Below are 26,098 nucleotides of genomic sequence, written 5' to 3' on the forward strand. Positions count from 1 at the left end.
CGATCAAAAAAGATGACTCTCGGAAATATACTGAGGTCATCTTTTTTTGATTCATTTAATGTGCTGAATCCATTTCATAATACCGTTAGTTGCTTTTGATTCCGCGAAAACCTATTTAAAGGAAGCATAACCTTGGTCAGCCATTACTACACTGCCGTTAATCGCTTCCGCTTCTTCTAGAGATACAAGGTAAACGGTTTTAGCTACGGCTTCCGGTTGAGTCAGTTTGCCGCCCATAACTTTATGAGCCATCTCATCCGCCATACCTAGATCTTTGTATCCTTGAATAATAGGAGTGTCTACCACACCTGGAGCAACCGCAACAACACGAATATCATACTGCGCTAGTTCTAGTGCAGCCGATTTACTCATCATAATGACAGCACCTTTGGTAGCATGGTAAGCGAAAGATCCTGGCGATGCAAGGAATCCATATACCGAAGCCGTATTAATAATTACCCCTTTGGTACCAAGTTCTCTCATTTTTTTGCTGGCTGCGATAATTCCGTGAGCTACTCCGTGTTGGTTCACATTAATGACGCGATGGTAGGTATCCCAGTCAAGAGCAGCAACGGGGGTAGGCAGACCAATTCCCGCATTATTGAACATGACATCAATACGTCCGTATTGTTGTACAGTTTGCTCCACAAGCGCTTCTACACTTTCATAATTAGACACGTCAACTTGAATAAAAGCAGCTTCGCCGCCATTTTTCTCGATCAAAGCAACGGTTTCTTTACCGCCTGCTTCATTATAATCTGCAACAATAACACGAGCGCCTTTTCTTGCGAAAATGAGGCTTGTTTCGCGGCCAATTCCACTTGCTCCGCCTGTAATAACAGCAACTCTTTTTTCATTACTCATGATAAAATCCTCCTATGTGAACTACTTATTTGTGATATGAATCATTGCTTCTGTTTAACTTACATTTAGTATATACTCGTTTTATCATTAACTATATTTAAAGTATTTTAAGTGAAAGTAAGAATAAGTTAACTAAAGGAGGGGAGATCTATGAACATGGATCAACTCTTGTATATAACAGAGACAGCCAGAACAGGATCGCTCACCAAAGCATCTGAATCATGTAATGTTACGCTATCTGCGGTTAGTCAGGCGATTACGAGTCTGGAGAATGAACTGGGGTTCCCTATATTTAAAAGATCGCGAGCGGGGGCGGTCCCTACCGAAGATGGAAGACGTATTTTATCCAAAGCATATAAGGTGCTTGAAGCATTGGATGAACTGAAGCAAGAGGCTGAGGTTCAACCGGAACAGCTTACAGGTGTTATTAGAATAGCGACCATTCCGCTTCCGACACTGATCTACACCGATGCAATTATTGATTTTAAGAAACAATTTCCCGGAGTTACGCTTGAACTATGTGAGATGAGTACGAATGATATCATTCAGGAAATGAATGAAAGACGTTTTGATGTGGGACTGATTATATTTGAAGAAGAGCTGAGACATCAGCATAAATCCTTATTATTCGGTAAGCTGATTCAGCAAGAAATGGTCGTAGGAGTTAGCAAACGCTCTCCCCTTGCCTTACAGGGTTCGATTACCCCAGAAGAGATTTTGAAGCATCAAATTGTTTTATATAAAGATGATCTGCTGCTGAAATTTTACGAAGATCTCCAGCAGAATTATGGAAAAGGTCAACTGTTATTTTCAACGAATCAGACTTCGGTCATTTCGAAATTGGTTCGAGAAAATGTGGCAATTACGATTGGATTTGATTTGTCATTTGGTAAACATGCGCATATGTCCAGCAGTGATATTGTAGTCTTACCGCTTGCAATCCAAACTTCCGTCTCCTCTTATGTAGGATGGGTACAGCCGAACAGGAGAAACATCCCAAAGCAAGTATCTGCTTTCTTGAATCGGTTGGCAAATCAATATCGTTTTCATGAACGTAACGAAAGCTTGTAAAATAAAAAAAGACGATAAGCAAACTAGTGTAAGCTAGTTTGTCTACCGCCCTGAAACCACCCTATAAGACAGTTCTTTTATTTAGCTGCAAGCTCTCCGTGCTTGGCAACATATCATCGATTACTTCATCATTCACTTTGATACTCAGTACGACACCTATACAGAGCATATTAATGAGCAGAGAAGAACCCCCAAAGCTAAGAAAAGGCAAAGTAATCCCCGTTAAAGGCATAAGTCCGATAAACATGCCGACGTTCTCAAAAATTTGATAGATGAACATAGCAACAATACCCACAATTAAAATAGGACCGGCTTTATTTTTACATTCAAGTGCGATATAGATGAGCCGGTATATAAGTATGAAATAGAGAAATAACAAAAGAGATACACCTAGAAACCCAAACTCTTCCGCAGCGACGACGATAATCGAATCAGAGTAGGTATAAGGAACATAACCAGTCTGAACCATCGTCCCTTGCATATACCCCTTTCCTAATAAACCGCCAGACGCAATCGCGATTTTCGCATTTCTTGTATGGTAAGAAGCATCTTTGCCTGCTTCTTCAGGCAAAAGCCACGGATCGATTCGATCGAGCCAGTGCCCTTTTTCCGTATTAGAAAGATAGGTAGTAATTTGATCATGAAAGGTAATATATGACTTGATTCCACCGACAGAAAGAACAGCGATGAGCAGAAGTATAATAAGTGCATGTCTGTTCTTGATGTCCCCGATCCATAGCATCCCGATTAAGATGACAAGATAGCTAAGTGCATTTCCCATATCATTTGTTTTCATGACTAATGCAAATGGAAGAAGGGTGACAAGCGAAAGGGGGATGATATTTCTCCAGAAGGTGAGTTTCTTGTTCTGTTTCATTAAGATACCGCCAAGCGTAATGATCAGTATAATTTTAAAGACTTCGGCGGGTTGCACATTAAATAAATGAGGGATAGAGATCCAGCCCCTGGAGCCGTTGATCACCTTGCCGAAAAACGAGACATACACAAGCAGCAGTATTCCTGCTCCGTAGATATACCAATAATATTTCAATATGAGCTTGTAGTGAAACAACGCAGTCACAAGTAAAGCCGCAAAACTAAGTAGGTAATAAATCACCATTTTCATTTCGGACCCGGCAAATTTTTCTGGGCTATATTGAATCCCGCTATGTATTAAAAGAATGCTGGCGAGCATGAAAAAACAAAGGATCCAGATGATTGTGGAATCTATCTTTTTTAGTTTTTGCAACATGTAAATGAATCACTCCTTTGTTAATTTAATGCTACATCTCACTAAATTATAGATGAATAACGTTTTATTTACCAACCCGGAAGGAGTTTTCATTCTGATTTCGAATGTTTGAAAGACAGCACTTCGGTTTAAATGGATGGTCATTCATCCCTACTTTATACATAAGGAGAGGAAGCGTTATGGAAATCGTATCTTTCGCAAGAAATAAATATCATGACCAGGCGACAGAACTATTTTTGCAGGAAAGTAAAAAGCTAAAGGAACTTCTTGCACATGCAGATATTCATCATGTAGGAAGCTCAGCAATTCCCGGCACCCTGACGAAAGGAGATGTCGATATTCAGGTTCGAGTAAAGCAAGAAGACTTTGATGAAGCAGTTCGTGTGCTGGAATCTTTATACCCGGTCGATGAAAAAGGAGAACAAACGGCTTCTTTTCGTTCCTTTTATACAAAGGAGACAATCCTGCCATTAGGTGTTCAGTTAACCGTATGTCATACCAAACATGATGTATTTCATAAATTCCGTGATGTATTGTTAATTAATGAAGGATACCGAGATCAATATGATGAACTGAAAGCTTCCTATGAGGGAAAAGATTTGGAGAGTTACCGAGAAGCCCAACGTCATTTTTTTGATCAGTTAAAGAAAACACCAGAATATAGAAGCATGTAATAATTGAGAATGTAGACATAGTAGGAGGACTACAACATGGTACAATTTAATGAAATCATCCCTTACATGGACGGTGTAAGAAATCAACTGCTTGAAGTTCTAGATTCTTTTGGTCCCAATGAGAAAGAGTTAAAGGAAGTGGAGAGCGGCTGGAATGTCACGGAAATTGTAGAGCATTTGGGTAAAATAGAAGGCATGATTCAGCATCAGTTGAAACAAGCACTTGCTACTGAACCGATCATGCCTTCAGAACCATTACATGAAAAGAAAACGGATGTCATGGATATTGTTAAAGAGAGCGGTTTGATCGATAAAAAGATGGAAGCACCTGCATTAGCAAAACCAAGCGGTCAACTAAGCTATGATCAAGCGTTGGATCAACTGAATGAAATTCGAGCGGAATCGAAGAAAATAATTCATCAGCTGGCCGAAAGAAATACGAATGATTTGAAATTTCCTCATCCGGTCGGTTTTGAATTAAATGCGAATCAGTGGGCCCATTTTATTGCCATTCATGAAATAAGACATATTGGTCAATTGCAAAGAATTCGTAAAGCGCATCAATAAGAATTGTATATTCGTTATAGCAAACGTTTGGAGAAACGGACATCAGGAAGGAAGGATACGAGATGAGAGAGTTGCAAGTAAATACAAGATATGGTGCGTTAAAGGGACAGAACATAAATGGAGTGGCTGTATGGAAGGGAATTCCTTATGCGAGACCGCCCGTGAATGAACTGCGTTTTGAAGCTCCCGAGCGGCCTGATTCCTGGGAAGGTGTCAAGGAAGCTGATCAATTTGGACCGGAGTGTATACAGCCAAGAACAGAAGGGGGATTATTTCAGACTCCAGGATATGAGCCGAAAGAATCTGAAGACTGTCTTTATCTGAATGTGTGGGCTCCAGAACAAGTAGCGGAACAAAAGCTTCCGGTTATGGTATGGATTCACGGAGGTGCATTCGTCAGCGGATCTGGCAGCACCTCGTTCTACGATGCAACCCAATTTGTGAAACGCGGCGAAGTTATTGTTGTCACAATGAATTATCGACTGGGACCTTTTGGATTTATGCACTTATCACCGCTTGGTGAATCATTTATTTCGAACGCGGGACTGCTTGATCAAATTGCCGCATTGGAATGGGTGCAAGAGAATATAGATGGTTTTGGAGGAGACCCCGGCGCAGTGACTGTATTTGGTGAATCGGCAGGAAGTATGAGTATTGCTGCTCTTATGGCGATGCCAAAAGCAAAAGGGCTCTTCCAACAGGCCATTATGCAAAGCGGCGCTTCTCAGCATATACCAGCAGAACAAGCTGCCCAGGTTACAGCTGGTATGCTGCAGATGCTAGGAATCGGTTCAGACGAGGTTCACAAACTGAAAACCCTGCCTGCTGAACAAATCCTTGCTGCAGGAGAACGCTTTAAAGAGCAGACAGGTGCAGGTCTTGCCTTGTTATTCCAGCCTGTGGTGGATCAATCTACCCTTCCAAAATCACCTGTTCAAGCAATTAAAGATGGCGATGCAAGTGACGTTCGGCTCCTTATTGGAACCAACCTTGACGAAGGAGCACTATTTATCCGTCCAGAATCAGAGATCATGAACGATGGTGATATTGTGCGAGCGATGGAAATGATGACAGGTGTACCTAATGGGCATGAAATCGTCTCCCAGTATCCAAAGTCAACAGATGGACAGGCACAGTTAATGACAGATCTTTTCTTTTGGCGTTCCTCCGTGCAGTTCGCTGCTGCTCAGTCTAAATACGCACCGGTATTTATGTACCGCTTCGATTGGACTCTTGAAGGTCATCCGCTGTTAAATAAAGCGATCCATGCAGGTGAAATTGCTTTTGTATTTCATAATCTGCAGTTTTTTACCTCGATGGGAATTACGCCGAATGATTCAATGCAGCAGCTTGCTTCTACTATGCAAGACGCATGGATTGCATTTGCAAAAGGAGAAGTTCCCGTCCCAGGAGGTCATGAGTGGCCTCCATACTCAATAGAACATAGAGCAACGATGATCTTTGGTACGAATATTGAAATGATTCAAGATCCGAATCAAGAAAAAAGAATACGTTTAGGATTATGATCTAAAAATAGCCCCTTGATGAGTCAATCTCATTAAGGGGTTATTTATTGTGAGTCTAGCGAAAAAAAGAGAAATCTTCTCACTATTTGGAACATTTTATCACTTATTATAGTTTTATCCCATTTCATTAGAAACTTTTTCAAGGATTAAGCGTCTAATAGTAGACGAATTCGAAGAGAATAGAAAATAGAATCAAAAGGAGTCTAAGCATGAAACTGAAGAAATTATCTATGCTGACCGTTCTAGCTTTGTCCCAAGTGGCAACAGCAGTCCCGGTGAGCGCACAGGAAGCGGCTACTTCTACTGCTCAGCAGGTCGTTGCTCAGGAAGTATACGGAGTGGAAAATGCAGCAGAAGAAGGTCAAAACGCACCGCAAACACGTGTAACGAAACAAGAAACGGAAAACAAAGTGGCAACAGAGTCAGTAGAAACAGCAACTGAAAAAGAAACAGCAACGGATTCAAAAACATCAAAAGCCGCTACGATCTCTGAAGAAAAAGAACCTGCATCATCTGCAGAACCAGCAACAGGAGTTACTAAATCAACAAACGAGACAACTGTGACGAATGAAAAAACGGATGAAGTTACAGGCGAAGTAACAGCCACACCTAATGTGAAGACAGCACCAAGCGAAGAGTCTGCGGAATCAAAACCAGCGACTAACGCGGCTAAAACTGCAACACCAACGGATTTGGTTCTTTATTTTAACAGTACAAAAATGGAACAAGGTGGAGTCACGTACAATGCTCCTCAGCCTATGCAAGTTAAAAAAGGAGTATCCTATGTTCCGATTCGCGCTCTAGTGGACCGTGTAGGGTATAAAGTAAGCTATGATAAAAAGACGAAGGAAACGGTCATTGTCAGCGGTGTGAATGAACTGCGGTTCAAGACAGACAGCAGCAAATACACGGTAAATGGCGTGACGAAAACGATGAAAGGTACTTCCTATCAGACGAAAAATACGTTTATGGTTCCTCTGACTGCGATTACAGCAGCCTTGGACATTAAATATAAAGTCGATAATATAGGTAAGAAAGTCATTATGGATCTGGCAACCAAACCTGTTGCTAAGTTCACGATTCAGCCGGGTGAGATTATGGCGGGGCAAACGGAAGTTACATACAGTACAGAATCTTCTTCTCCGCAAGGGCTGTCTATTGTTGACGAGCGTTGGGAAGGAAAACAGGAAGTGTTTGCTTCTGCTGGAAAGTATGATGTTTCCTATTCTGTACAGGATTCAAATGGTACGTGGAGCGATCCTTATACAGTGACCATTGAAGTTAAACAGCCTAATCTTCCCCCAGTAGCTATGTTTACAACAGATAAAGAAGAGTACAAAATGGGTGAACTCATTACGATCACCGATCAAAGTACGGATGACGGTAAAATTGTAAAACATGATTGGAATAACAACGCTTATGCGTTCTTTACACCAGGTCCTAAAAATATCAGCCTGACGGTAACTGACGATAGCGGACAAACCGCTACTTTCGAAAAAACCATTGTTGTAACAAGTGAGACGCTTTATTCACAAGATGAATTTAATCGCATGTTCTTGCCAGCCGGCGAAAAATTCGTATTTGATGGTTCAGCGGTTCCAACTTGGTCTAAAGTTCCGTATACATTTAGCGATGAACCAAGTACTCTGATCCGTAGTAACAGCCCGGAAACCGTGAATTCGGAAGGGATTGTATATCAAGAAACGGCAGCTGGTAACACACGCTTCATGATTCACCATGTGAACAATACAGGCAAGAATGTGAAGATGTACGTAGTTGCAACCAATACGAACTTCACAGAAGCAACGATTAAAACAGAAAACCTTGGATTTGCAGGGCCAAGCCCCATTGCGACAGCTGCTGGGAAATCATCTGTTGAACGTTATTTTGAGTCCATGCAAGATGGAAGCAAACGTTCATCAATAACACTTGCTCCAGGCGAAAGCAAACTTGTCATGACGGAGCTAAGTAAGTCTGTCATGAAACAAGGCGGCGTAATCTCGTTGTTCTCGGACATGAGCAGTGATTATTCAATCCAATACGATGTAATCATGATTGATGAGAAACTAGATCCATTAACTGTGCTAGAGAAACTTCCTATCCTGGATCGTGATGGCGTTCATAACCGGGGTACCTACCCTAATTCCACCCGCGTTATTCGTTATTCGGAACCGGTAGGAGCGACGTCAATGCGTCTTGCTCTCGGAGACAATCAAGATGATCCAAACCTGGCAGGTATGGACCCGATGCTCGGTGTAGAAGCTTCTAACTCAGGTAATTTTGGTGTACTATACAAAATCACACTTGACCGTGTAGCGCCAAATACACTAATCTCTTTTAATCCGCGCGGAGGAAAGTATTCTGGTTATGCAATGGTTAATGGAGATATAACAGCGATCTATTCGAAAGGTCAAGTTAGTGCTCCTAATGAGCAAGCCGTACTCTACCGCACAGGTGACTATGAGCAAAAAGTAGAAATTCTACTGACGGCAGCACCAGGAAGTAATCTTCCTGTTAACTTGCTGTTTACACAAATGCCAAAAAAATAAATGCGTTGATCAGAGTCGTCTTCTATCCTGTATAGGAGACGGCTTTTTGTTATGGAATGAATCCTGAGGAGCAGGTTAATGATATCACTGCCTTACTAATGGGTAATAGAGGTGAAATAGGTACCAGTAAATGAGGTGTAGTACGTGGATGAATATGGTCTCCTCTTGATTAAACTCATTACCGCTTTTACAGCATTATGGGCAGCAACGAGATTATTAGGAAAAAGAGAAATTACACAATTGTCTCCTTTTGATTTTATATCGGCTCTCGTATTTGGAGACCTCGTAGGAGATACCATATATGATGAAGAAGTTTCCGTATGGAAGCTTATCTTCTCTCTAGCTATATGGGCGCTGTTATCTTATGTATTTGACAAGATTATGGGATACAGTAAACCTTTGCGTGAAAAATTTGAAGGGAATCCGGACTTGTTAATCAAGAATGGTGAGATTGATATGGAAGCCATGAAGCGTAATAAAGTGGAGTTTGAAGAATTAAAAATGATGATGAGACAACAAAATGTTTTCTCATTAAGTGAGGTTGCATATGCCGTGTATGAAACAAACGGTTCGCTCAGTATTTTGAAAAAGTCAGATTCCGATCAGTCCAGCCGAAATGACCTGGGACTGGATACGAAACCTGTTCAACTTCCTCGGACCCTTATTGTAAATAGTAAGCCAAACAGAGAAGCTCTAGCCGCAATTCACCGGGACGAAAAATGGCTGCTTACAGAACTAGCTAAGCAAGGTTACCATACGATTGATTCTGTATTTTATGCGGAATGGACAGAGGATGGAGAAGTTCAGGTAATAGATCATTATCAAAGTGGTAATGGGAAAAAACACGAAATTTCGTTCTAGTACATGATAAATAGGAGCTTACGACCAAGATGACATGCATCTTTGATCGTAAGCTCCTTGGATTTTTATTGATTACATGATTTAATCCGTTTCATGCATCAATTAGTAACTTTTAAAAGCTTTAGCGATGATAACGAGCAAAATGAACAGAACAAGAATCGCTGCTACGTTAGATTTGTTGTTTCCATATCCTTCGTAGTTTCCATATGCTTCACTCATGTAGTTCACCCCCTCCTTGTTTCTAATCTATCTTATGCGTGAACCGAATCATGCGATTGCACGTTTGTCATAAGTGAGAAAGAATAGATCATTATTCCTAAGTAATTCATCTACGATAAAACAAATCGCTGACACGTTGTAGATCTACCCCGAGTTTCATTTGAAAAGCATAAAAGATTTGAAATCGGCAAATAGTGTCGGTATTTTTTAATAATCCATGGTAGAATTTGGGGTAATACAATATTTTGCTTGTGAACCACAATTTTAAAATTGAAGGAGTGGATCATACTTGTCCCTTGAGCCCAAAGATCAGCATATTTCTGAACAGGTTACATGTTGGAAGGATCAGGCTTTTCAACAAGCGGTTAAGAAAGTACTCATCACCTCGGAGCGAATCGGTGCGAATTTTCCACATGCCAGTCATCAAGGGGCTTACGTGTTAGAAGAACCTGCATGGTGGACTGCTGGATTTTGGCCTGGTATGTTATGGGTTCTGTATGAAGGCAGCGGAGAACAGCAGTTTCGCAACATTGCAGAACAATGTGAGAATCATCTGGACAAGGTACTTGATGGCTATGAGCGGCTGGATCATGATATGGGATTTATATGGACACTTACAAGTCTAGCGAATTATAAACTGCATGGCGGTGAAGAATCTCGGCGCAGGGCTTTTAAAGCGGCTAATTACTTAATGGGTAGATTTAACCTCAAAGGGAATTACATAAGAGCGTGGAACCCATGGACACCGGGGGAGATAAACTCTGGACTTGCGATTATCGATTGTGCGATGAATGTACCTTTACTGTACTGGGCTTCTAGGGAGAGTGGAGATCCAAGGTATGCTCATGTAGCTAATGCACATATGAATACCGTCCTATCGCATTTTATTCGGCCTGATGGGTCGGTCCGTCATATCGTTCGGTTTGATCCAGATACAGGAGAAGTAGCAGAATATCTCGGGGGTCAAGGATATGCACCGGATTCGGCGTGGTCAAGAGGAAACGCTTGGGCTTTGTACGGTCTAGCTCTTGCCTATCATCATACCGGTAATGAAGCCTATTTGAATGCATCCAAACAAACGGCACACTTCTTTTTATCACAACTGCCTGATGATTCTGTACCTGCTTGGGATTTTCGAGCACCGGAAGATACCAGACACATCAAAGATTCTTCTGCTGGAGCATGTGCAGCTAGCGGACTTTTACTTTTATCAACACTTGTTCCTGAGTGGGAAAGGGCAGTTTACCGGCAGGCAGGGGAGCGGATTCTAGAGTCACTCTACAAAAACTATGGAGCATTTGATCATCCCGAGGAAGAAGGTTTGATTATGCACGGTACGAGCCATTATCCCGAAAAACAAAATGTAGATGTCCCATTAATCTACGGTGATTATTTCTATGTGGAAGGTCTTGCTAGACTGCGTGGGAATCATCAGATTTTCTGGGAGTAGGGTTCAGAATAAGGGAGCAGGGTTCGTAATAAATAAGAAAATAAAGGTGGACTCATCATGACAATACATACAGAGTATACAAATAGATCTTGGCGTGCTGCCAAATTAGATCATTTAGGCTCATCCATATTTGCAGAAGTGGCAAGCTGGAAAGAAGAAGCGAAAGCAAATGGAAAAGACTTGATTGATCTTGGAATAGGCAGCCCTGATCAGGGGCCTTCCTCTTTTATACGTGAGACCCTAAGCAGGGAAGTGTTGAAAGAGGGAAGCTATGCGTACCCCAAATCGAGTGGAAGTGAAATATTCCTTACTACTGTGGCGAAGTGGATGAATCACCGATTTCAAGTTGATCTAAATTCGCAGACCGAAATTATATCGCTGATGGGCTCACAAGATGGTCTAGCTCATCTGGCTCAGGCCATCTGTAATCCCGGGGACTTAGCGATGGTCCCAAATCCAGGGTATCCCATTTATTCTGGATCACTTGCTATTGCGGGAGTAAGAGCTTACGAAATTCCGCTTAAGGAAGACAATCAGTTTATGCCGGATTTGGATGCGATACCTGATGAGATATGGGCAGAGGCGGTCTTTATACTGCTGAGTTTCCCTGGGAACCCGATAGCATCTGCTGCGTCGCAGGAGTATTTCGAAAAATTAATCGCTAAAGCGAGCAAGTGGAACGTTCTCATTGTACATGATATGGCCTACTCCGAAATGGGATTCGATGGTTATCGCCCGATGAGTATATTAAGTATACCGGGTGCCGCCAAAACTGCTGTGGAATTCCATTCCTTTTCCAAAAGTTTTCAAATGGCAGGCTGCCGGATTGCTTTTCTCGCTGGTAATGAACAAGCGATCCAGTCTTTAAGGATCCTCAAGGAAAATATCGATTATGGTGTATTTGAACCGATTCAGCAAGCTGCGGTCACAGCCTTGGAACAAGCCATCGCAGAGGGAGAAGATTATACAGGGCCAGCCCCGCTATATGAAGCCCGCCGTAATCTATTCGTTGATTTACTTGCAAAAGAAGGTTGGAATATTAAAAAACCATGTGCGACGATGTTTTTGTGGGCAGCGCTCCCTGAACCGTTTCGCGGGAAACCAGGGGTATGGAATTCAAGATCATTTGCTAAAGCATTATTACTTCACAGCGGGGTGACTGTCATACCTGGTGATGCATTTGGCAGTGAAGGCGACGGTTATGTACGAATTGCACTTGTGCAAGAACAAGAGCGTCTGGAGGAAGCAGCAAGAAGAATTGGGGAATTTATTCGCAGTTATTGCTAATTGCTTGATCATGAGAATCCTGGTGACAGGATTCTTTTCTTATCTAATGTAAAACTTTACTTGAAGTACTGCGTTATTATGAATAGACAGAAAGGGGTAAGCATATGAAAAGAATCATCTTGGGAATTACTTGTGTATTCATTATTTTATTAGGGCTTCTACTCAGATCAAAAGTGCCCTTTATGGGTGATTTTTTATGGGCAGCGCTCATTTTCTTTTTGTTCTCCTTCGTTTTTTTGAATGTTCCTCGTAGATATCAATTCATTATTCCTTTATTATTCTGTTATTTCATAGAATTTACTCAGTTAGTTCATGCTCCTTGGATCAATGAGCTCCGTGAAAATAGGTTCCTTCAGCTGATTCTAGGACATGGTGTTTTCGGTGTCCTGGATCTCATTGCCTACACTTCTGCAATTCTGGTATCTTACGTAATAACCGGTATTATAGAACGCCGTATTGTCCGGTATAACTAGCAACAATGGAGATAGAATTAATTTATTAATGTAAGCATACATACGACGAGAAAAGCGATCGGTACTATACCAGTCGCTTTTTTCATTTTCAAAAATATGAAATAAAAGGAATTTATTCTTGTTTAAGGTAGAAATTAGTTGTACTATATACATAGATTTACGATACATAGATTTACGAGGTATGAAAAGGGGATGTGAAAATGTCTGTAAATAAGGAGCTCCTTAAGGGGAGTACAGTAATTCTGCTGCTCACTGTGCTAAATGAACGAGAAATGTATGGATATGAGTTGATCAAAGAAATTGAAAACAAGTCGGATCAGGTGTTTGTCATGAAAGAAGGGACTCTATACCCTATTCTCCACACCCTCGAGTCAGAAGGTCTGCTTAACGCTTACTGGAGTCAGCAGGATGGGCGTAAACGAAAATACTATCAGATTACAGATGAGGGAAAGAGAAAACTTCAGGAAAAGAAGAAAGAATGGATTCGGTTTCGTACAGCAGTCGATACTGTAATAGGGGAGAGAGGATAACGTGCAGAACAGTGAAGAGAATGAAGTGGTTCAGCAATTTTTGGATCAAGTATGCCGCCATATTAAGGTCAAAAAGATGCACCCTGAAATCCGAGAGGAACTTACGAATCATATCGAGGATCGGATAGAGGAATTGCAGCTCCGAGGCAGTTCGAAAGAAACTGCGATACATAAGGCTATCGAAGAAATGGGATCTCCCGATGTGATTGGGAAAAGCATGAATGAAACCCATAAACCAGTGCTCAATTGGAGGATTGCCCTTATTGTTGCGACCATATCATTAATTGGAGTTATTGGAGCAGTCAGTATTGACGTATCGGGTTCATCTCCTATTCCTGATTTGACGGCTAGAAAGACACTGCAAATGGGGATTGGAATCATATTTCTTGTGTGTTTTTATTTCTTTGATTATCAGAAGCTGAAGAAATATTCAGACCAAGTTTTTTTTCTTCTACTATTTATGAATGCATTTATCTTAATAAATAGTCCTATGATTAATGGTGTTAAGGGTTATGTGATACTAGGTCCTTTCTCTATAAATATGTTATACAGCTCTGTTATATTGCTCTTGTTGGCACTTGCGGGAATGAAGCCGATAAAAGAAATGAACTGGATCCATACCATCCTGCACACTTTTTATCGAGTAGTTATCCCTCTATTAATTCTCACTTATATAGGCAATTCTGTACTTTACGGCGGTATAATGTACATGACTTTGTATATGATGTTGATGTGGCTCACCAAAAGAAATGTAAAACAGTTTGCCATCGTTACCATGATTCCTACTGTAGCTTTGTTGTATTTTACAATGCCTCATTTCAATACAATCAAGGAAAGATTCATGCAATTTCTGCAACCGATAGAGGATAATGCCTATCTTCAGATGAAATCAATGGAGGCAATCCGATCAGCAGGATGGTTTGGACAAGGATTTGCTTCCAGTAATCCCGGACTTGGTTATGTTCAAAGCGATTCTTTATTTCCTTATTTGATATACTGTTTTGGCTGGATTTTTGGCCTCATCACCATTATTCTGATCGGATTGTTCCTTGGATATTTAGTACAGTTACTATCCAAAGTCAAAGAATCATACGGCAGGCAACTTATTTGTGTCGTGTTGTTCTTTTTTACGATAAGATTTGCATGGCCTATACTTATGTCATTTGGATTTCTTCCGTTTGTAGGCATGGAATTACCCTTCATCGGCTATGGAGGAACGAATCAGTGGCTTGACTTATCAGCTATTGGACTAGTTCTATCTATATATCGCAGAAAAAATATGATTCCTACGGCTGAATTTGCTTCTAGCCATCTTTCTTCATCTAAATTATAAAATATTTGGGAGTCGCTGATTTACCGTTAGTTTCAAAAGTGATAGAATCTTTCTCGCATATAAACAAATAGAAGAAGAAAAAGTGAAATCGTACTTTCGATTTCACTTTTTTCTTCTTCTAGAAGCAAGTTATTTCTGGAATCTTTATTATGTAATGAAATTGAATTGATTAAATCGTCCTATTGTTCTTTTCCTTCGATGACAAGAATCGCTTTGTTCAAAGCAAAGGCAAAGATAAAGAACCCGACTGCACTAAAAAGACCATCGAAATAAGGGAAATCTTCTAGTATAAGATCGGCATTTACAATCTCGAGCTCTTGTAATGCTTGCTTAAGAAGATAACTATCTAGATTAAAAGATATAGTTCCTAGAATCAGAGTCGCTACTCCAAGTTTATAAAGGATGGATACATTCACTTTTTTAAAAAGCCCTTTTTTATCAATATTCTTTATCAATCTGCTGATATACCAAAGAAAAAGGAGTGCCCATCCCATTAAAGAAATACTGCTAAGAAAAGATAGGGTAAGAAAAGAGGTGCTGCTATAAAGTTCGGGATGCTCGTAAAAGTAAAGATTTACATAAGAGAACACAGGTTCAAACGGTCCTAAAAACAAAGTAATCGGATGATCTGGGAACCACAGATGAAAGACGTGATCGATCACAGTAAAAATACCGCCAAAGACGGCTGTGATGTAAAATAAAATCATACAAAGAATGTAACTGGGCTTAAGCAACTTTCTTAATTTCATAAATAAACTCCTTTTAGTAGTCTTGGTTGTCATATAAAACATCTTAAGCGATTCCTTAATGTTAAACAATAAATTCCAGAAGTTATTTTAACCCTCCTTTGATAGGAAGTGATTTGTTATAATGAAATCGTGATGGAGGTATAGCCTTTATGGATGATAATCAGAATAGGATTCAGCGAAGTGCAAATGGCGGGAAATCGATCCCGAAACAGTCCATTCATCAGAAGAATGAGATTCGCTTTGCGGAATACGAATGGATGGATGAAGAGAAAGAAGCAGAGATTCCGAGGAGAAAAGATTTTTCTCATGCTCGGTCAGAACCTGAGAAAGAAGTTCAGGATCTTACTTATGTCCCTATTGACGCTGAATGGGACGGGCTTGATTTTCTAGATGATATGCAGGTGGACGACTGGAGTCCATGGAATGAGGAGATCAGTGAAGACGTCTTCTCAAGTAAGCAAGTAAAGAACAACAAGACTCCGGCTCCCTTATATAATAGGGATGTTGATCCTGCTTTTGATATAGATAAAGTAAAACCTATCATTATGCCAGAAGATACCTTAAAACGAAAAGGGAACCTTGTCGTGTCTCCACAAACGTTTGAACGAGATGCAGATTGGGAAAAGCAGTTCATGTTCCTGACACGTGAGCAAACCTTTGTGAAGCAGGCAAGAGAATTTGAATCTGTTGTTTGTTCGGAAGCACCTTTTGTCTCTTATCGTGCCTACTGGCCAACCTATGAACAGATGAGTTCAGCCCAGAAGAGATGGTATTTTTATTGGCGTAAGGAAGTAAAACAAGGCAGATATCCAGATACAGATCTATCCTACTTGTTTCTCTATATTTATGAACTGATCCATGGTGTAGGATGGACTGCTCCTGAGGAAGGTCTCGCCTTACTGGACGAAGTCTGGTTTGGTTATGGAGAGCGCGAGAAGAAGATCGATACGTACATGCGAGAATGGATATTTGATTTTTGTTTAGTACACGGACTTGAAATGCCATATAAAGAGCTCATGGAAAAAATCCCACGCAAACTGTCTGATGAATTAAAGGAACGCGAATGGATGCGCAGGTTTACTTCAGATCCTTTAGATTTTTCTTGGGATATGCTTGCGATGTTATTAGATTATAATGCGGAACAGAGCAGCTTCTTCAAGGAACAAGGACGTAAAGAGATGAAAATCTATGCTCCTAAGGTGATCGCCTTAGTTGATCGGTACTGGTTGAAAAAGCATGGGCTTCGTCTAATCCATCGTTTTTGGCCAGAAGAAGTGACAAGAAAGAGGATTCTATTCCGCAGTGCGGTGTATGATCATGATTTTTATGGAAAACACGCGGAAGTCAGGGTGTTTCCGATCAGCGAGCATCCTCCGCTTCGTGCCTATTTAACACAGCTGGTGCGTTATACGGAGAATAAGCTTCGTGAATTGATGGGGTTTAAAGGTCGACTTCGCGGAGTGAAGTTGGAATCCGAGGTGGAAGAGCTGGTAACCCGTTACCTGAGAAGAGAAATAAAAGAACGCGAAGTACAAGCAGCGAAGAAAGCTCGTCCTGCGGTGACGATTAACACGAAGAAGTTAAGACGTTTACAGCAAGAGTCGGAAGAAGTACGGGAGATGCTGATGATCGATGATGACAATGCAGAAAATTCTGCTAAAGAAGCAGGTTATGTTGATACGCCGAGAAAGCAAGCTGCACCAATTCCAGGCAAACTGCAAACGATCCAAACGGAGATGAACTTTGACGGTTCTGTGCTATACAGCCCTCCACCTGCAGATGAAGATCAATCTCCTAATATGGAAATTTTGAAGGCAGAAGAGACTGACGTTGAAAGAACTGTCATAAAAAGTTCTGTCGTAGAAGAGACTGACGTGAAAACTATGGATGTAGAAACGAATGGTGCAGAATCGACTGGTGTAGAAACGACCGATGTAGAAATGAATTCAGTTATAAGTGGGGAACAGTCAGATTATCACTTCGTGTGGGATACCGACAATATGGATGAAGAATGGCAGGAGCTGGCGGAGCGGTTAAATTCAGACCAACTGGAGGTTCTCTATATACTTAGGGATAAAAAAGGGTCTTCTGAGCTGCAAAAGATCGCTACTAAGGCGGGATCCATGCCTGAACTAATGATTGAAGAAATTAACGAAATATCGATGGAGATTATTGGCGATATTTTGATTGATGGGGAAGAAATTACAGAAGAATATATAGAAGCATTACAAACTTTGAGTTATACGGATGAATAGAGGTGAACGGCTTCATGAAACAACTGAAAATACCAAAAAGACTAACGACAGCGCTCGTCAATTCTTTAACCGCAGGGGTCGTGCCAAGAGTGGGTCTGGAACATATCGCGGTTGGACGTAAACCGGAGGTCGAATCGATCCTGAGAGACATGGATAACATTGCGGAAGGCGGGGCTGCTTTTCGGCTGATAACAGGACGATATGGGAGCGGGAAAAGCTTTTTGCTGCAAATGATTCGGGGATATGCCATGGATCGTGATTTTGTAGTAGCTGATGCGGACTTATCTCCGGAGCGCCGCCTAGTGGGAACGAAAGGTCAGGGACTCGCAACCTATCGTGAGCTGATGATGCATTTATCTACGAAAACGAGGCCTGACGGCGGTGCACTAGAGATTATGCTGCAAAAATGGATTGCTTCACTTCAGCAGGAAGTGATGATGAGCAGTGGTCTGCGTCCGGATGATCCGGCAATGAATGAAGCGGTCGAAATGAAAATTTACGCGGTAACGAGTGACATGCAGAACCTCGTACATGGATTTGATTTTGCTAAAGTTCTTGCCGCTTATTGGTCTGGATATAAACTTGCAGACGAGGACCGCAAAGCAGCTGCGCTGAGATGGCTTCGGGGTGAATTTCCTACGAAGACGGAAGCGCGCAAGGAGCTTGGTGTTGGCGTAATTATTGATGATGATAACTGGTATGACTATATGAAACTATGGTCTGAATTTGCTGCGAAAATTGGTTATAAAGGGTTGCTGCTCTTCATCGATGAAGGGGTTAATCTTTATAAGATAACAAACACAATATCGCGGCAGAGTAACTATGAGAAACTGCTAACCATGTTCAATGATACGATGCAAGGGAAAGCAGAACATTTGGGGATTTATATGGGCGGAACTCCGCAATTTGTTGAAGATGAAAGAAGAGGACTTTTTAGTTATGATGCCCTGCGCTCAAGACTGATCGATGGACGATATGGCGGCGGTGCGCTCAAAACGTACACTTCACCCATTTTGAAGCTAGACTTGTTGTCTCATGAAGAGATTCTCATCTTGCTGCAAAAACTGCGTGATATTCACGCGATGCATTTTGGATATGAAGCACAGCTGAGCGATGAACAGTTGATTGCTTTTATGCAAGCCGCAGTAGGACGCCTTGGAGCAGAAGAAATGCTGACGACACGGGAAGTGGTCAGGGACTTTATGGATCTTCTTCATACCTTACATCAGCATCCGGAAGCAACATTTGAAGGTTTGCTCGGTGAGAAAGAAGCAGTATCTGCCGGCAACCAAAAAGTGAATCATTCTACGAACAAGGACGATCTGGATGATTTATTCTCGGAGTTTGAACTATGAGCAGTGGGCCGTTCAGAAGACTGGCACCGTTCATTCAAGAATTTATTTACAAAAAGAAATGGGATACACTGCGTGAAGCGCAAGTAGAAGCCTGCCGTGTCCTTTTTGATACAGATCATCATCTGCTTATCGCATCCGGAACAGCTTCGGGGAAGACGGAAGCTGCTTTTTTTCCTGCGTTAACGGAGTTATATCATGATCCATCCGAATCGGTGGGAATTCTATATATTGGTCCGCTTAAAGCGCTCATTAACGATCAGTTTGAACGGGTTAGTGATCTTCTCAAAGAAGGACAAGTTCCTGTATGGCACTGGCATGGAGATGTCAGTCAAACAGAGAAAACAAAACTGATGCAAAAACCATCGGGTGTACTCCAGATTACGCCTGAATCCTTAGAGGGACTCCTGATGAATCGTCCAAATGCCATTCCTGCACTGTTCCATGATCTCAGATACATTATTATTGATGAAGTTCATGCATTTATGGGCGCAGATCGAGGGATGCAGGTGATATCACAGTTAACTCGTATTCAGCGAATGGCAGGCTGTAGTCCCAGAAGAATCGGTTTATCTGCGACACTGAGTGATTATGATGCAGCAGCAGGATGGATTGGAGCGGGTACGCCTCAAGCGGTTGAGGTTGTATCCCCACAAGGAAGACGTAAACTGAGAATCTCGATCGATCATTTTTCGTTCCCGGATGCGAGAGACGAGAAGCAGGCGGAGCAACTGGAACTGGCTAAAAAAGCCTACTACGATTATCTATACGACGTAACGCATCTGAAAAAGGCACTTGTATTTACGAACAGCCGGTCCGATGCAGAATTAACTACACTTGAGCTGAGGCGAATTGCTGCGAAAAGAGAACAGCGAGATGTGTTCCACGTTCACCATGGAAGCATCTCGGCCATGCTGCGAGAAGAGACAGAAACAGCGCTTCGTACCGGGCAAGGACCGGCAGTAGCTGCGGCTACGTTAACGCTCGAACTCGGAATTGATCTCGGGGAGCTGGAGCGCGTGATTCAATTAGGAGCGCCTTATAGCTGTTCAAGCTTTGTCCAGCGTCTTGGAAGGTCTGGTCGCCGGGGAGATCAGGCATCTGAGATGTTGTTTCTGTGTCCGGAAGAAGAGGACGAACAAGCTGAACTTCCGGCCCGGATGCCGTGGACTTTGCTTCGTGCGATCGCAGTAACGGAGCTATACGTAAGGCATAAATGGGTCGAACCAGTCTACATCCGAAAAAAACCAATTGGCGTACTCTATCACCAAACGATGAGTACACTGAAAAGCATGGGAGAGGCGGAACCGGCGGAACTGGCTAGAGCGGTGCTTACGCTCCCTTCGTTTCGGCAGATTGAACCTGCTGAATATAAAACGTTCCTGCAGTATCTCCTTGATATCGATCATATTCAGCGGACAGAGGAAGGAACGCTCATCATCGGTCTAGGCGGAGAAAAAATTGTGAATAACTACCGATTCTATGCTGTGTTTAAAGATGATGAAGAACATACGGTATATAACGGTTCGGAGGAGATTGGCTCGATCACAACCGTTCCCCCACCAGGTTATTGTTTCTCACTTGCAGGGAAGCTATGGAAAGTAGAAGAAGTAGATACGAAGCACAAAGCCTTATATGTAAAGTCGGCGAAAGGCAAAGTGGATACGCTCTGGCTCGGTGCCGGCGGAGATATTCATACACTTGTGATACAGAAAATGCGCGAGGTACTGGATAGCGATGATCTCTATCCTTACCTTACGCCAAGCGCAGCCAATCGACTCGAGCGTGCGAGAAGACTTGCAAGAGAAAGCGGACTTCTGAAAAGTATCGTCATTCCGGCAGGAGGAGACTCGTTCTTTATTTTACCGTGGGCGGGCAGTAAACAGTTTTGCACCCTAGAACGAATGCTGAAGCATAACCTGGCAGGACGGCTTGAACTTCGTTCCCTCGTTCCAATGGAACCTTATTATATGGTGGTTGCCGGTAATACAGATGATTCAGCGATCTGGAATGCGATTCTTTCCGAACTTGAGAACAATAAGGACGCAAGTGCACTCCTTGATGAAGATGAAGCCCCTTATCTGAGTAAATATGATGAGTTTGTTTCTCCGCAGCTTGTACGTACCGCATTTCAGGTGGATGGTCTTGATTTAGAAGGACTCGCTAAAGTATTGATTGATAGACATTCAACTACTTCGGTTATCTGAATATGTTTTTTAAACTCTCGTTCTTAAGTGGACAAGTCAGACTGCAGGCAAACTAGCTATACTAGTTTGTCTGCAGTCTTTTTTATTGTCTCAAATTGGGAGAGTATTAGATAGGTTGCCCGGGACAAGCTAATTTCAAAAACGTAGTAAGTCTCTAGAAAAATAAAAAAAGTAAAATTATGGTTGACACATTTACCCTTCATGCATATAATACAATTAACAAAATGATAATTGTTATCTGAGGAGAGTAATGCGATGTCTAATAAAGCAGCCCTAGAACAATATGATATTAAAAAATACAGAACACCTGATGGATATACTTCGGACATTGCTGTCTTTACCATTGTTCCTGTTAAGAATCAAGAATTCAGACCCCCTGTTATGGATCTCAAAATCATGCTGATCCAAAGAAGTATGCTTGATGGGGAAGGAAGGCCCAATATTGAGGCTGGGAAATGGGCGCTCCCCGGTGGCTTTGTAGATGCAAAGGAAACCGCTTTTCAAAGTGCAGAGCGTGAGCTGTACGAAGAAACCGGTATTCAAAATATTCATTTGGAACACTTTGGAGTATATGATAAACCAGGTCGCGATCCCAGAGGTTGGATTATAACCAATGCACATTTTGCGATTGTACCTGAGCATAAACTCTCAGCAAGAGAAGCGAATGACGATGCATCTGATGTTCAGCTTTTCTCGGTAAGTGAGGTGCTTGAACTAGATCTTGCCTTCGACCATGCTAAGATCATTACTGATGCCATACAAGTGATTAGGCAGAAGCTGCTTGAGACGACAGCTGCAAAGCAGTTCCTACCGGAAGAGTTTACTTATTCTGAACTTCAGGCTGTTCTCCTCACGGTAACGAACGATTCGGCGATCGCCCTAGAAGCAGCCTTTGCTAGAAAAATCAAAAACCTGCCTTTTATTGAGGAAGTAATAGGGCAGAAGACAACAAGAACATCGAAAAGGCCGACCCAATTATATCGGTTTGTAGACGTACAGCTTCATAAGTCGATCTATCATGCTAAGCTATAATTTAATTGTCTCTAAAGGCACTTCGCAAACTACCTGTGAAGTGCTTCCTAAAACGTGTATGTAAAAGATCATATTCGCCGTTTGCCGCCACAACAATTAACAAATATATAATAGTTAAAATATAATTAGAGGAGCTGTTATCAATGAATAAGAAAAAAGCCCTGATCAATATCGATTATACAAACGATTTTGTTGCAGATGATGGAGCACTGACCTGTGGAGAACCTGGTCAAATCATTGAAAAAAGGATTAACGCAATAACGAATGAGTTTATTCATAATCATGAGGATGTCTTTTTTACAATCGATCTTCATCAAAAAGAAGATGCCTATCATCCTGAAACGAAACTTTTCCCTCCGCACAACATGGAAGGTACAATTGGGCGCAAACTATTCGGAGGATTGGGGAAAATATATGAAGATCATAAAGATAATAATCATGTGTTTTGGATAGATAAGACGAGATACAGCGCATTTCAAGGAACCAATCTTGAGCTAAGGCTTCGGGAACGAGGGATAGAAGAACTGCATCTTGTCGGGGTTTGCACCGATATTTGTGTTCTTCATACCGCTGTAGATGCTTATAACAAAGGTTTTCATCTTGTTATTCATGAAGATGCCGTCGCAAGCTTCGATCAAGCCGGTCATCACTTAGCACTGAAACATTTTGCTGGGACACTGGGCTCAGCGATCTATAGAAATGGAGGAATAGTGAAATGAAAAAAATGAAACTTCCGCAGTATAATCATCTGGATGATAGTTTAGCACTTCATACGGATCGGTATCAGATTAATATGGCCGAGGTTTATTGGAAAGAGGGTATGCATAAGCGTAAAGCTGTATTTGAAGTATACTTCCGCAAGCTTCCTTTTCAGAATGGATATGCTGTTTTTGCTGGATTGGAACGCGTAGTTCGATATCTATACGACTTTTGTTTTACGGAGAGTGACTTAGCATATCTAAGAGAAGAGGGATACGACGAGGCTTATCTTGAATATCTGCGCAGCTTAAGGTTTACCGGTACCGTGAAATCAATGCAAGAAGGAGAACTAATCTTTGCGAATGAACCGTTGATGCGTATTGAAGCACCGCTCGCTGAAGCACAGCTTGTAGAGACGGCTATTCTGAACATGGTCAATTTTCAAACCTTAATTGCTACGAAAGCTTCTCGCATTAAACAGGTTGCAGGTAATGACTCTTGCATTGAATTCGGAACGAGAAGGGCTCAAGAGATGGACGCTTCGATATGGGGGACGAGAGCAGCTTATCTTGCCGGGTTTGAGGCTACCTCTAATGTCAGAGCAGGAAAAATGTTTGGTATCCCTGTTGCAGGAACGCATGCTCATTCCATGGTGCAGGCCTACCGTGACGAGTATATTGCATTTCGGAAATATGCGGAAGTTCATACAGATTGCGTGTTTTTAGTTGATACTTATGACACGCTAAAGTCTGGCGTACCCACAGCTATTCAAGTGGCGAATGAACTGGGTGATCGGATTCATTTTAAAGGTATTCGCTTGGACAGCGGTGATCTCGCTTATCTATCTAAGGAAGCCCGCCGCATGCTCGATGAAGCTGGTTACACTAATGCCAAAATTTATGCTTCTAATGATCTTGATGAGCATACGATAATGAACCTCAAATCTCAGGGGGCACGAATCGATGTATGGGGAGTCGGAACAAAGTTAATTACGGCCTATGATCAGCCTGCACTGGGTGCAGTTTATAAACTGATTGCTATTGAAGATGAAAAAGGTGAAATGGTGGATACGATCAAAATCAGTTCGAATCCTGAAAAAATTACAACGCCCGGGCTTAAAAAAGTGTTCCGGATCATCAATAAAATGAATGGAAAATCAGAAGGAGATTATATTGCACTTGAAGAGGAAGAACCGGATAAGGAAGAAGTACTTCATATGTTCCACCCTGTTCATACTTTTATTGGGAAGTTCGTTACCGGATTTGAAGCTAGAGAGCTTCATCAGACGATTTATGAAAATGGAGAATTGATATACGATCTTCCAACCCTTCAAGAAATTCGTGATTTTGCTCAGCGTAATCTCCATTTATTGTGGGACGAATACAAACGGACACTGAATCCGGCAGAATATCCTGTGAATTTAAGTAAGCAATGTTGGGATAACAAAATGAAACGGATCGAGGAAATAAGAAAAAAGGTAGAAGCGTTTATGAAAAGGTAAAGGAGGAAAGATAGATATGGGGAGAGTTGGCATATACGGATCATCTTTTGATCCCATTACAAATGTGCATCTCTGGACCGCCAGTACCGTAGCTCACCGTGCAAAGCTCGACAAAGTGATTTTCCTTCCTTGTTCAAGCAATCGTCCAGACAAAAAAATGAATGTCAGCGATGAACATCGGATGAACATGGTCAACATGGCGATTCAGAACAATCCGAAATTTGAAGCAGACCGGTATGAGATGGAGCAGCCCGGCTGGGAGATATCGACTTATCTCACACTTAAGCATTACAGAAAAAGATTTCCTGATGATGAGATCTATTTATAATGGGGGCGGATCTGCTTGTTGATATTGGAGAAGGAAAATGGAAACGAGCAGAAGAATTGATCCAAGAAAATAAATTTATTGTCATGGCTCGGGACGGAATTAACATGCTGTCAGCGATCAGTAAATCACCTATCCTCAGAAATTCAGATGATGGCTATACTTTTCACTTAATTGACAAAGGATTGGCAATGGAGATCAGTTCTAGCTATATTCGGGATGAACTTAAAATGGGAGGCGAACCCCGCTATTTAGTTCCTGATCCGTGTTATGACTATATAAAAACCAACCATTTATATGAATGAATTCATTTCATACTCATGAAAAGGTATTATGAAATTAACTCGAATAGGGAGGATTTAAAAATGGATAAGCAACAAGAAATTAAGGAGTCTTTGCACGTAAAACCTGTCATTGTTCCAAAGGATGAAATCAGGGAGAGAGTTAATTTTCTAAAAGATTATTGTAAGAAGGCAGGAGCGAAAGGGTATGTACTCGGAATTAGCGGAGGGCAGGACTCTACGCTCGCCGGGCGACTTGCACAGCTGGCTGCTGAATCTCTGCGTCAAGAAGGATACGAAGCTAAGTTTACTGCAGTACGGCTTCCTTACGGTACACAAAAGGATGAAGCTGACGCTCAGGAAGCACTGAAATTTATTCAGCCTGATGATACCATCGTGTTTAATATCGAAGATCCTGTAAATGCCTTAGTAAGTGCATATAGCTCCTCCACGGGTGAAGAATTAGGGGATTTCCACAAAGGAAATGTCAAAGCCAGAATGCGAATGATTGCTCAATACGCCATAGGAGGCGAAAGGCAAAGCCTTGTTATCGGTACAGATCATGCAGCAGAAGCAGTCACTGGATTTTTCACTAAATTTGGTGATGGTGGTGCGGATATCGTTCCTCTTACAGGACTGACAAAGGGGCAAGGGAGAGAACTGCTCAAAGAATTGGGTGCTCCTGAGCGACTGTATTTAAAGACACCGACAGCTGACCTATTGGATAATAAACCACTGCAAGCGGATGAAACGGAACTTGGTATAAAGTACGACACGCTGGATGACTTTCTTACAGGAAAACAGATCGACCCGGCAGCAACTGCTAAAATCGAGCAGCGTTATCACATGACGAAGCATAAAAGAGAACTTCCAGTTACCCCTTTTGATCATTGGTGGAAGGAATAGGTGCAGATTGAGAAAGTCGCTTATTAGCGGCTTTTTTGCTATAGATACTCATCTATTTTGAAATAAAGACTTAGAAAGCGAAGTTTAGGGAATATTTAGTACTACACTTTAAGTATGAGTAAAGGAGTAAATAAC

22 protein-coding genes and 1 pseudogene are annotated in these 26,098 nt (G+C 41.7%); 19 read left to right on the top strand and 4 right to left on the bottom strand.

The window, feature by feature from the left end; translation table 11 throughout:
• Positions 1-111: 111 nt before the first annotated feature.
• Positions 112-864 (bottom strand): SDR family NAD(P)-dependent oxidoreductase, encoded by a 753-nt coding sequence (locus KJS58_RS06575; protein ID WP_213531567.1) that lies wholly within the window; start codon positions 862-864, stop codon positions 112-114.
• 150 nt (positions 865-1,014) lie between these two features.
• On the opposite strand from KJS58_RS06575, the gene KJS58_RS06580 reads away from it, so the two are divergent.
• Positions 1,015-1,935: a LysR family transcriptional regulator gene (locus KJS58_RS06580; RefSeq protein WP_213531569.1), complete on the top strand. Its 921-nt coding sequence runs from the start codon at positions 1,015-1,017 to the stop codon at positions 1,933-1,935.
• A gap of 61 nt (positions 1,936-1,996) precedes the next feature.
• On the opposite strand, the gene KJS58_RS06585 is transcribed toward KJS58_RS06580, so the two are convergent.
• Entirely contained in the window at positions 1,997-3,187 is a 1,191-nt protein-coding gene (locus KJS58_RS06585; RefSeq protein WP_213531571.1) for an FtsW/RodA/SpoVE family cell cycle protein, read from the bottom strand.
• 179 nt (positions 3,188-3,366) lie between these two features.
• Between KJS58_RS06585 and KJS58_RS06590 the strand changes: the two genes are divergently transcribed.
• From KJS58_RS06590 to KJS58_RS06610, 5 genes are all read left to right on the top strand, one after another.
• A complete protein-coding gene (locus KJS58_RS06590; protein WP_213531574.1) occupies positions 3,367-3,861 on the top strand; it encodes a GrpB family protein in 495 nt (164 codons plus the stop codon).
• A 36-nt stretch (positions 3,862-3,897) separates the two neighbouring features.
• Positions 3,898-4,428 (top strand): DinB family protein, encoded by a 531-nt coding sequence (locus tag KJS58_RS06595; protein WP_213531576.1) that lies wholly within the window; start codon positions 3,898-3,900, stop codon positions 4,426-4,428.
• Between the two features lie 62 nt (positions 4,429-4,490).
• Positions 4,491-5,954, top strand: a complete 1,464-nt coding sequence (locus KJS58_RS06600; RefSeq protein WP_213531577.1) for a carboxylesterase/lipase family protein — start codon at positions 4,491-4,493, stop codon at positions 5,952-5,954.
• A gap of 209 nt (positions 5,955-6,163) precedes the next feature.
• Positions 6,164-8,503: a stalk domain-containing protein gene (locus KJS58_RS06605; RefSeq protein WP_213531578.1), complete on the top strand. Its 2,340-nt coding sequence runs from the start codon at positions 6,164-6,166 to the stop codon at positions 8,501-8,503.
• Positions 8,504-8,647: 144 nt separating this feature from the next.
• Entirely contained in the window at positions 8,648-9,364 is a 717-nt protein-coding gene (locus KJS58_RS06610; protein WP_213531579.1) for a DUF421 domain-containing protein, read from the top strand.
• Between the two features lie 102 nt (positions 9,365-9,466).
• Here the strand turns inward: KJS58_RS06610 and KJS58_RS06615 are convergent, their stop codons facing one another.
• Positions 9,467-9,583, bottom strand: coding sequence for a YjcZ family sporulation protein (locus KJS58_RS06615; protein WP_213531580.1), 117 nt, complete (start codon positions 9,581-9,583; stop codon positions 9,467-9,469).
• Between the two features lie 289 nt (positions 9,584-9,872).
• Between KJS58_RS06615 and KJS58_RS06620 the strand changes: the two genes are divergently transcribed.
• The 5 genes from KJS58_RS06620 to KJS58_RS06640 all read left to right on the top strand — a co-directional run bounded on the left by KJS58_RS06620 (position 9,873) and on the right by KJS58_RS06640 (position 14,656).
• Positions 9,873-11,033, top strand: coding sequence for a glycoside hydrolase family 88 protein (locus tag KJS58_RS06620; protein ID WP_249716969.1), 1,161 nt, complete (start codon positions 9,873-9,875; stop codon positions 11,031-11,033).
• A 57-nt stretch (positions 11,034-11,090) separates the two neighbouring features.
• Complete coding sequence (locus tag KJS58_RS06625) at positions 11,091-12,320, top strand: aminotransferase class I/II-fold pyridoxal phosphate-dependent enzyme (protein ID WP_213531581.1); 1,230 nt, start codon at positions 11,091-11,093, stop codon at positions 12,318-12,320.
• A gap of 104 nt (positions 12,321-12,424) precedes the next feature.
• On the top strand, positions 12,425-12,793 hold the full coding sequence (locus KJS58_RS06630; RefSeq protein WP_213531582.1) for a ribosomal maturation YjgA family protein: 369 nt from the start codon (positions 12,425-12,427) through the stop codon (positions 12,791-12,793).
• Positions 12,794-12,993: 200 nt separating this feature from the next.
• Positions 12,994-13,323: a PadR family transcriptional regulator gene (locus tag KJS58_RS06635; RefSeq protein WP_191799695.1), complete on the top strand. Its 330-nt coding sequence runs from the start codon at positions 12,994-12,996 to the stop codon at positions 13,321-13,323.
• Between the two features lies 1 nt (position 13,324).
• Positions 13,325-14,656 (top strand): FtsW/RodA/SpoVE family cell cycle protein, encoded by a 1,332-nt coding sequence (locus tag KJS58_RS06640; RefSeq protein WP_213531583.1) that lies wholly within the window; start codon positions 13,325-13,327, stop codon positions 14,654-14,656.
• A 179-nt stretch (positions 14,657-14,835) separates the two neighbouring features.
• Here KJS58_RS06640 and KJS58_RS06645 read toward each other — a convergent pair whose 3' ends face one another.
• A complete protein-coding gene (locus KJS58_RS06645) occupies positions 14,836-15,405 on the bottom strand; it encodes a hypothetical protein (protein ID WP_213531585.1) in 570 nt (189 codons plus the stop codon).
• Positions 15,406-15,554: 149 nt separating this feature from the next.
• Between KJS58_RS06645 and KJS58_RS06650 the strand changes: the two genes are divergently transcribed.
• The 8 genes and pseudogenes from KJS58_RS06650 (at position 15,555) to nadE (ending at position 25,963) form a co-directional block, all read left to right on the top strand.
• Positions 15,555-17,660, top strand: coding sequence for a TerB N-terminal domain-containing protein (locus tag KJS58_RS06650; RefSeq protein WP_213531587.1), 2,106 nt, complete (start codon positions 15,555-15,557; stop codon positions 17,658-17,660).
• A gap of 14 nt (positions 17,661-17,674) precedes the next feature.
• Entirely contained in the window at positions 17,675-19,015 is a 1,341-nt protein-coding gene (locus tag KJS58_RS06655) for an ATP-binding protein (protein ID WP_213531589.1), read from the top strand.
• Positions 19,012-21,219: a DEAD/DEAH box helicase gene (locus KJS58_RS06660; RefSeq protein WP_213531590.1), complete on the top strand. Its 2,208-nt coding sequence runs from the start codon at positions 19,012-19,014 to the stop codon at positions 21,217-21,219. Before KJS58_RS06655 ends, KJS58_RS06660 begins: the two co-directional genes overlap by 4 nt.
• A 255-nt stretch (positions 21,220-21,474) precedes the next feature.
• Positions 21,475-22,251, top strand: a complete 777-nt coding sequence (locus tag KJS58_RS06665) for an NUDIX hydrolase (RefSeq protein WP_213531592.1) — start codon at positions 21,475-21,477, stop codon at positions 22,249-22,251.
• Positions 22,252-22,394: 143 nt separating this feature from the next.
• Positions 22,395-22,970: a cysteine hydrolase family protein gene (locus tag KJS58_RS06670; protein ID WP_213531594.1), complete on the top strand. Its 576-nt coding sequence runs from the start codon at positions 22,395-22,397 to the stop codon at positions 22,968-22,970.
• Positions 22,967-24,451, top strand: coding sequence for a nicotinate phosphoribosyltransferase (locus KJS58_RS06675; RefSeq protein ID WP_213531596.1), 1,485 nt, complete (start codon positions 22,967-22,969; stop codon positions 24,449-24,451). The genes KJS58_RS06670 and KJS58_RS06675 overlap by 4 nt, the downstream gene beginning before the upstream one ends.
• Before the next feature lie 16 nt (positions 24,452-24,467).
• A pseudogene (gene nadD / locus KJS58_RS06680) lies at positions 24,468-25,081 on the top strand (nicotinate (nicotinamide) nucleotide adenylyltransferase).
• Between the two features lie 60 nt (positions 25,082-25,141).
• Positions 25,142-25,963, top strand: a complete 822-nt coding sequence (nadE, locus tag KJS58_RS06685) for an ammonia-dependent NAD(+) synthetase (protein WP_213531598.1) — start codon at positions 25,142-25,144, stop codon at positions 25,961-25,963.
• Positions 25,964-26,098 lie beyond the last annotated feature (135 nt).

Source organism: Paenibacillus sp. J45TS6 (genome assembly GCF_018403285.1).
Taxonomy (GTDB): domain Bacteria; phylum Bacillota; class Bacilli; order Paenibacillales; family Paenibacillaceae; genus Paenibacillus.

Coding starts and splice junctions, on each gene's coding strand:
- KJS58_RS06575 (WP_213531567.1), bottom strand. CDS start 864: ATGAGTAATGAAAAAAGAGTTGCTGTTATTACAGGCGGAGCAAGTGGA.
- KJS58_RS06635 (WP_191799695.1), top strand. CDS start 12,994: ATGTCTGTAAATAAGGAGCTCCTTAAGGGGAGTACAGTAATTCTGCTG.
- KJS58_RS06595 (WP_213531576.1), top strand. CDS start 3,898: ATGGTACAATTTAATGAAATCATCCCTTACATGGACGGTGTAAGAAAT.
- KJS58_RS06670 (WP_213531594.1), top strand. CDS start 22,395: ATGAATAAGAAAAAAGCCCTGATCAATATCGATTATACAAACGATTTT.
- nadE (WP_213531598.1), top strand. CDS start 25,142: ATGGATAAGCAACAAGAAATTAAGGAGTCTTTGCACGTAAAACCTGTC.
- KJS58_RS06585 (WP_213531571.1), bottom strand. CDS start 3,187: ATGTTGCAAAAACTAAAAAAGATAGATTCCACAATCATCTGGATCCTT.
- KJS58_RS06675 (WP_213531596.1), top strand. CDS start 22,967: ATGAAAAAAATGAAACTTCCGCAGTATAATCATCTGGATGATAGTTTA.
- KJS58_RS06660 (WP_213531590.1), top strand. CDS start 19,012: ATGAGCAGTGGGCCGTTCAGAAGACTGGCACCGTTCATTCAAGAATTT.
- KJS58_RS06665 (WP_213531592.1), top strand. CDS start 21,475: ATGTCTAATAAAGCAGCCCTAGAACAATATGATATTAAAAAATACAGA.
- KJS58_RS06605 (WP_213531578.1), top strand. CDS start 6,164: ATGAAACTGAAGAAATTATCTATGCTGACCGTTCTAGCTTTGTCCCAA.
- KJS58_RS06645 (WP_213531585.1), bottom strand. CDS start 15,405: ATGAAATTAAGAAAGTTGCTTAAGCCCAGTTACATTCTTTGTATGATT.
- KJS58_RS06590 (WP_213531574.1), top strand. CDS start 3,367: ATGGAAATCGTATCTTTCGCAAGAAATAAATATCATGACCAGGCGACA.
- KJS58_RS06655 (WP_213531589.1), top strand. CDS start 17,675: ATGAAACAACTGAAAATACCAAAAAGACTAACGACAGCGCTCGTCAAT.
- KJS58_RS06615 (WP_213531580.1), bottom strand. CDS start 9,583: ATGAGTGAAGCATATGGAAACTACGAAGGATATGGAAACAACAAATCT.
- KJS58_RS06600 (WP_213531577.1), top strand. CDS start 4,491: ATGAGAGAGTTGCAAGTAAATACAAGATATGGTGCGTTAAAGGGACAG.
- KJS58_RS06625 (WP_213531581.1), top strand. CDS start 11,091: ATGACAATACATACAGAGTATACAAATAGATCTTGGCGTGCTGCCAAA.
- KJS58_RS06650 (WP_213531587.1), top strand. CDS start 15,555: ATGGATGATAATCAGAATAGGATTCAGCGAAGTGCAAATGGCGGGAAA.
- KJS58_RS06580 (WP_213531569.1), top strand. CDS start 1,015: ATGAACATGGATCAACTCTTGTATATAACAGAGACAGCCAGAACAGGA.
- KJS58_RS06630 (WP_213531582.1), top strand. CDS start 12,425: ATGAAAAGAATCATCTTGGGAATTACTTGTGTATTCATTATTTTATTA.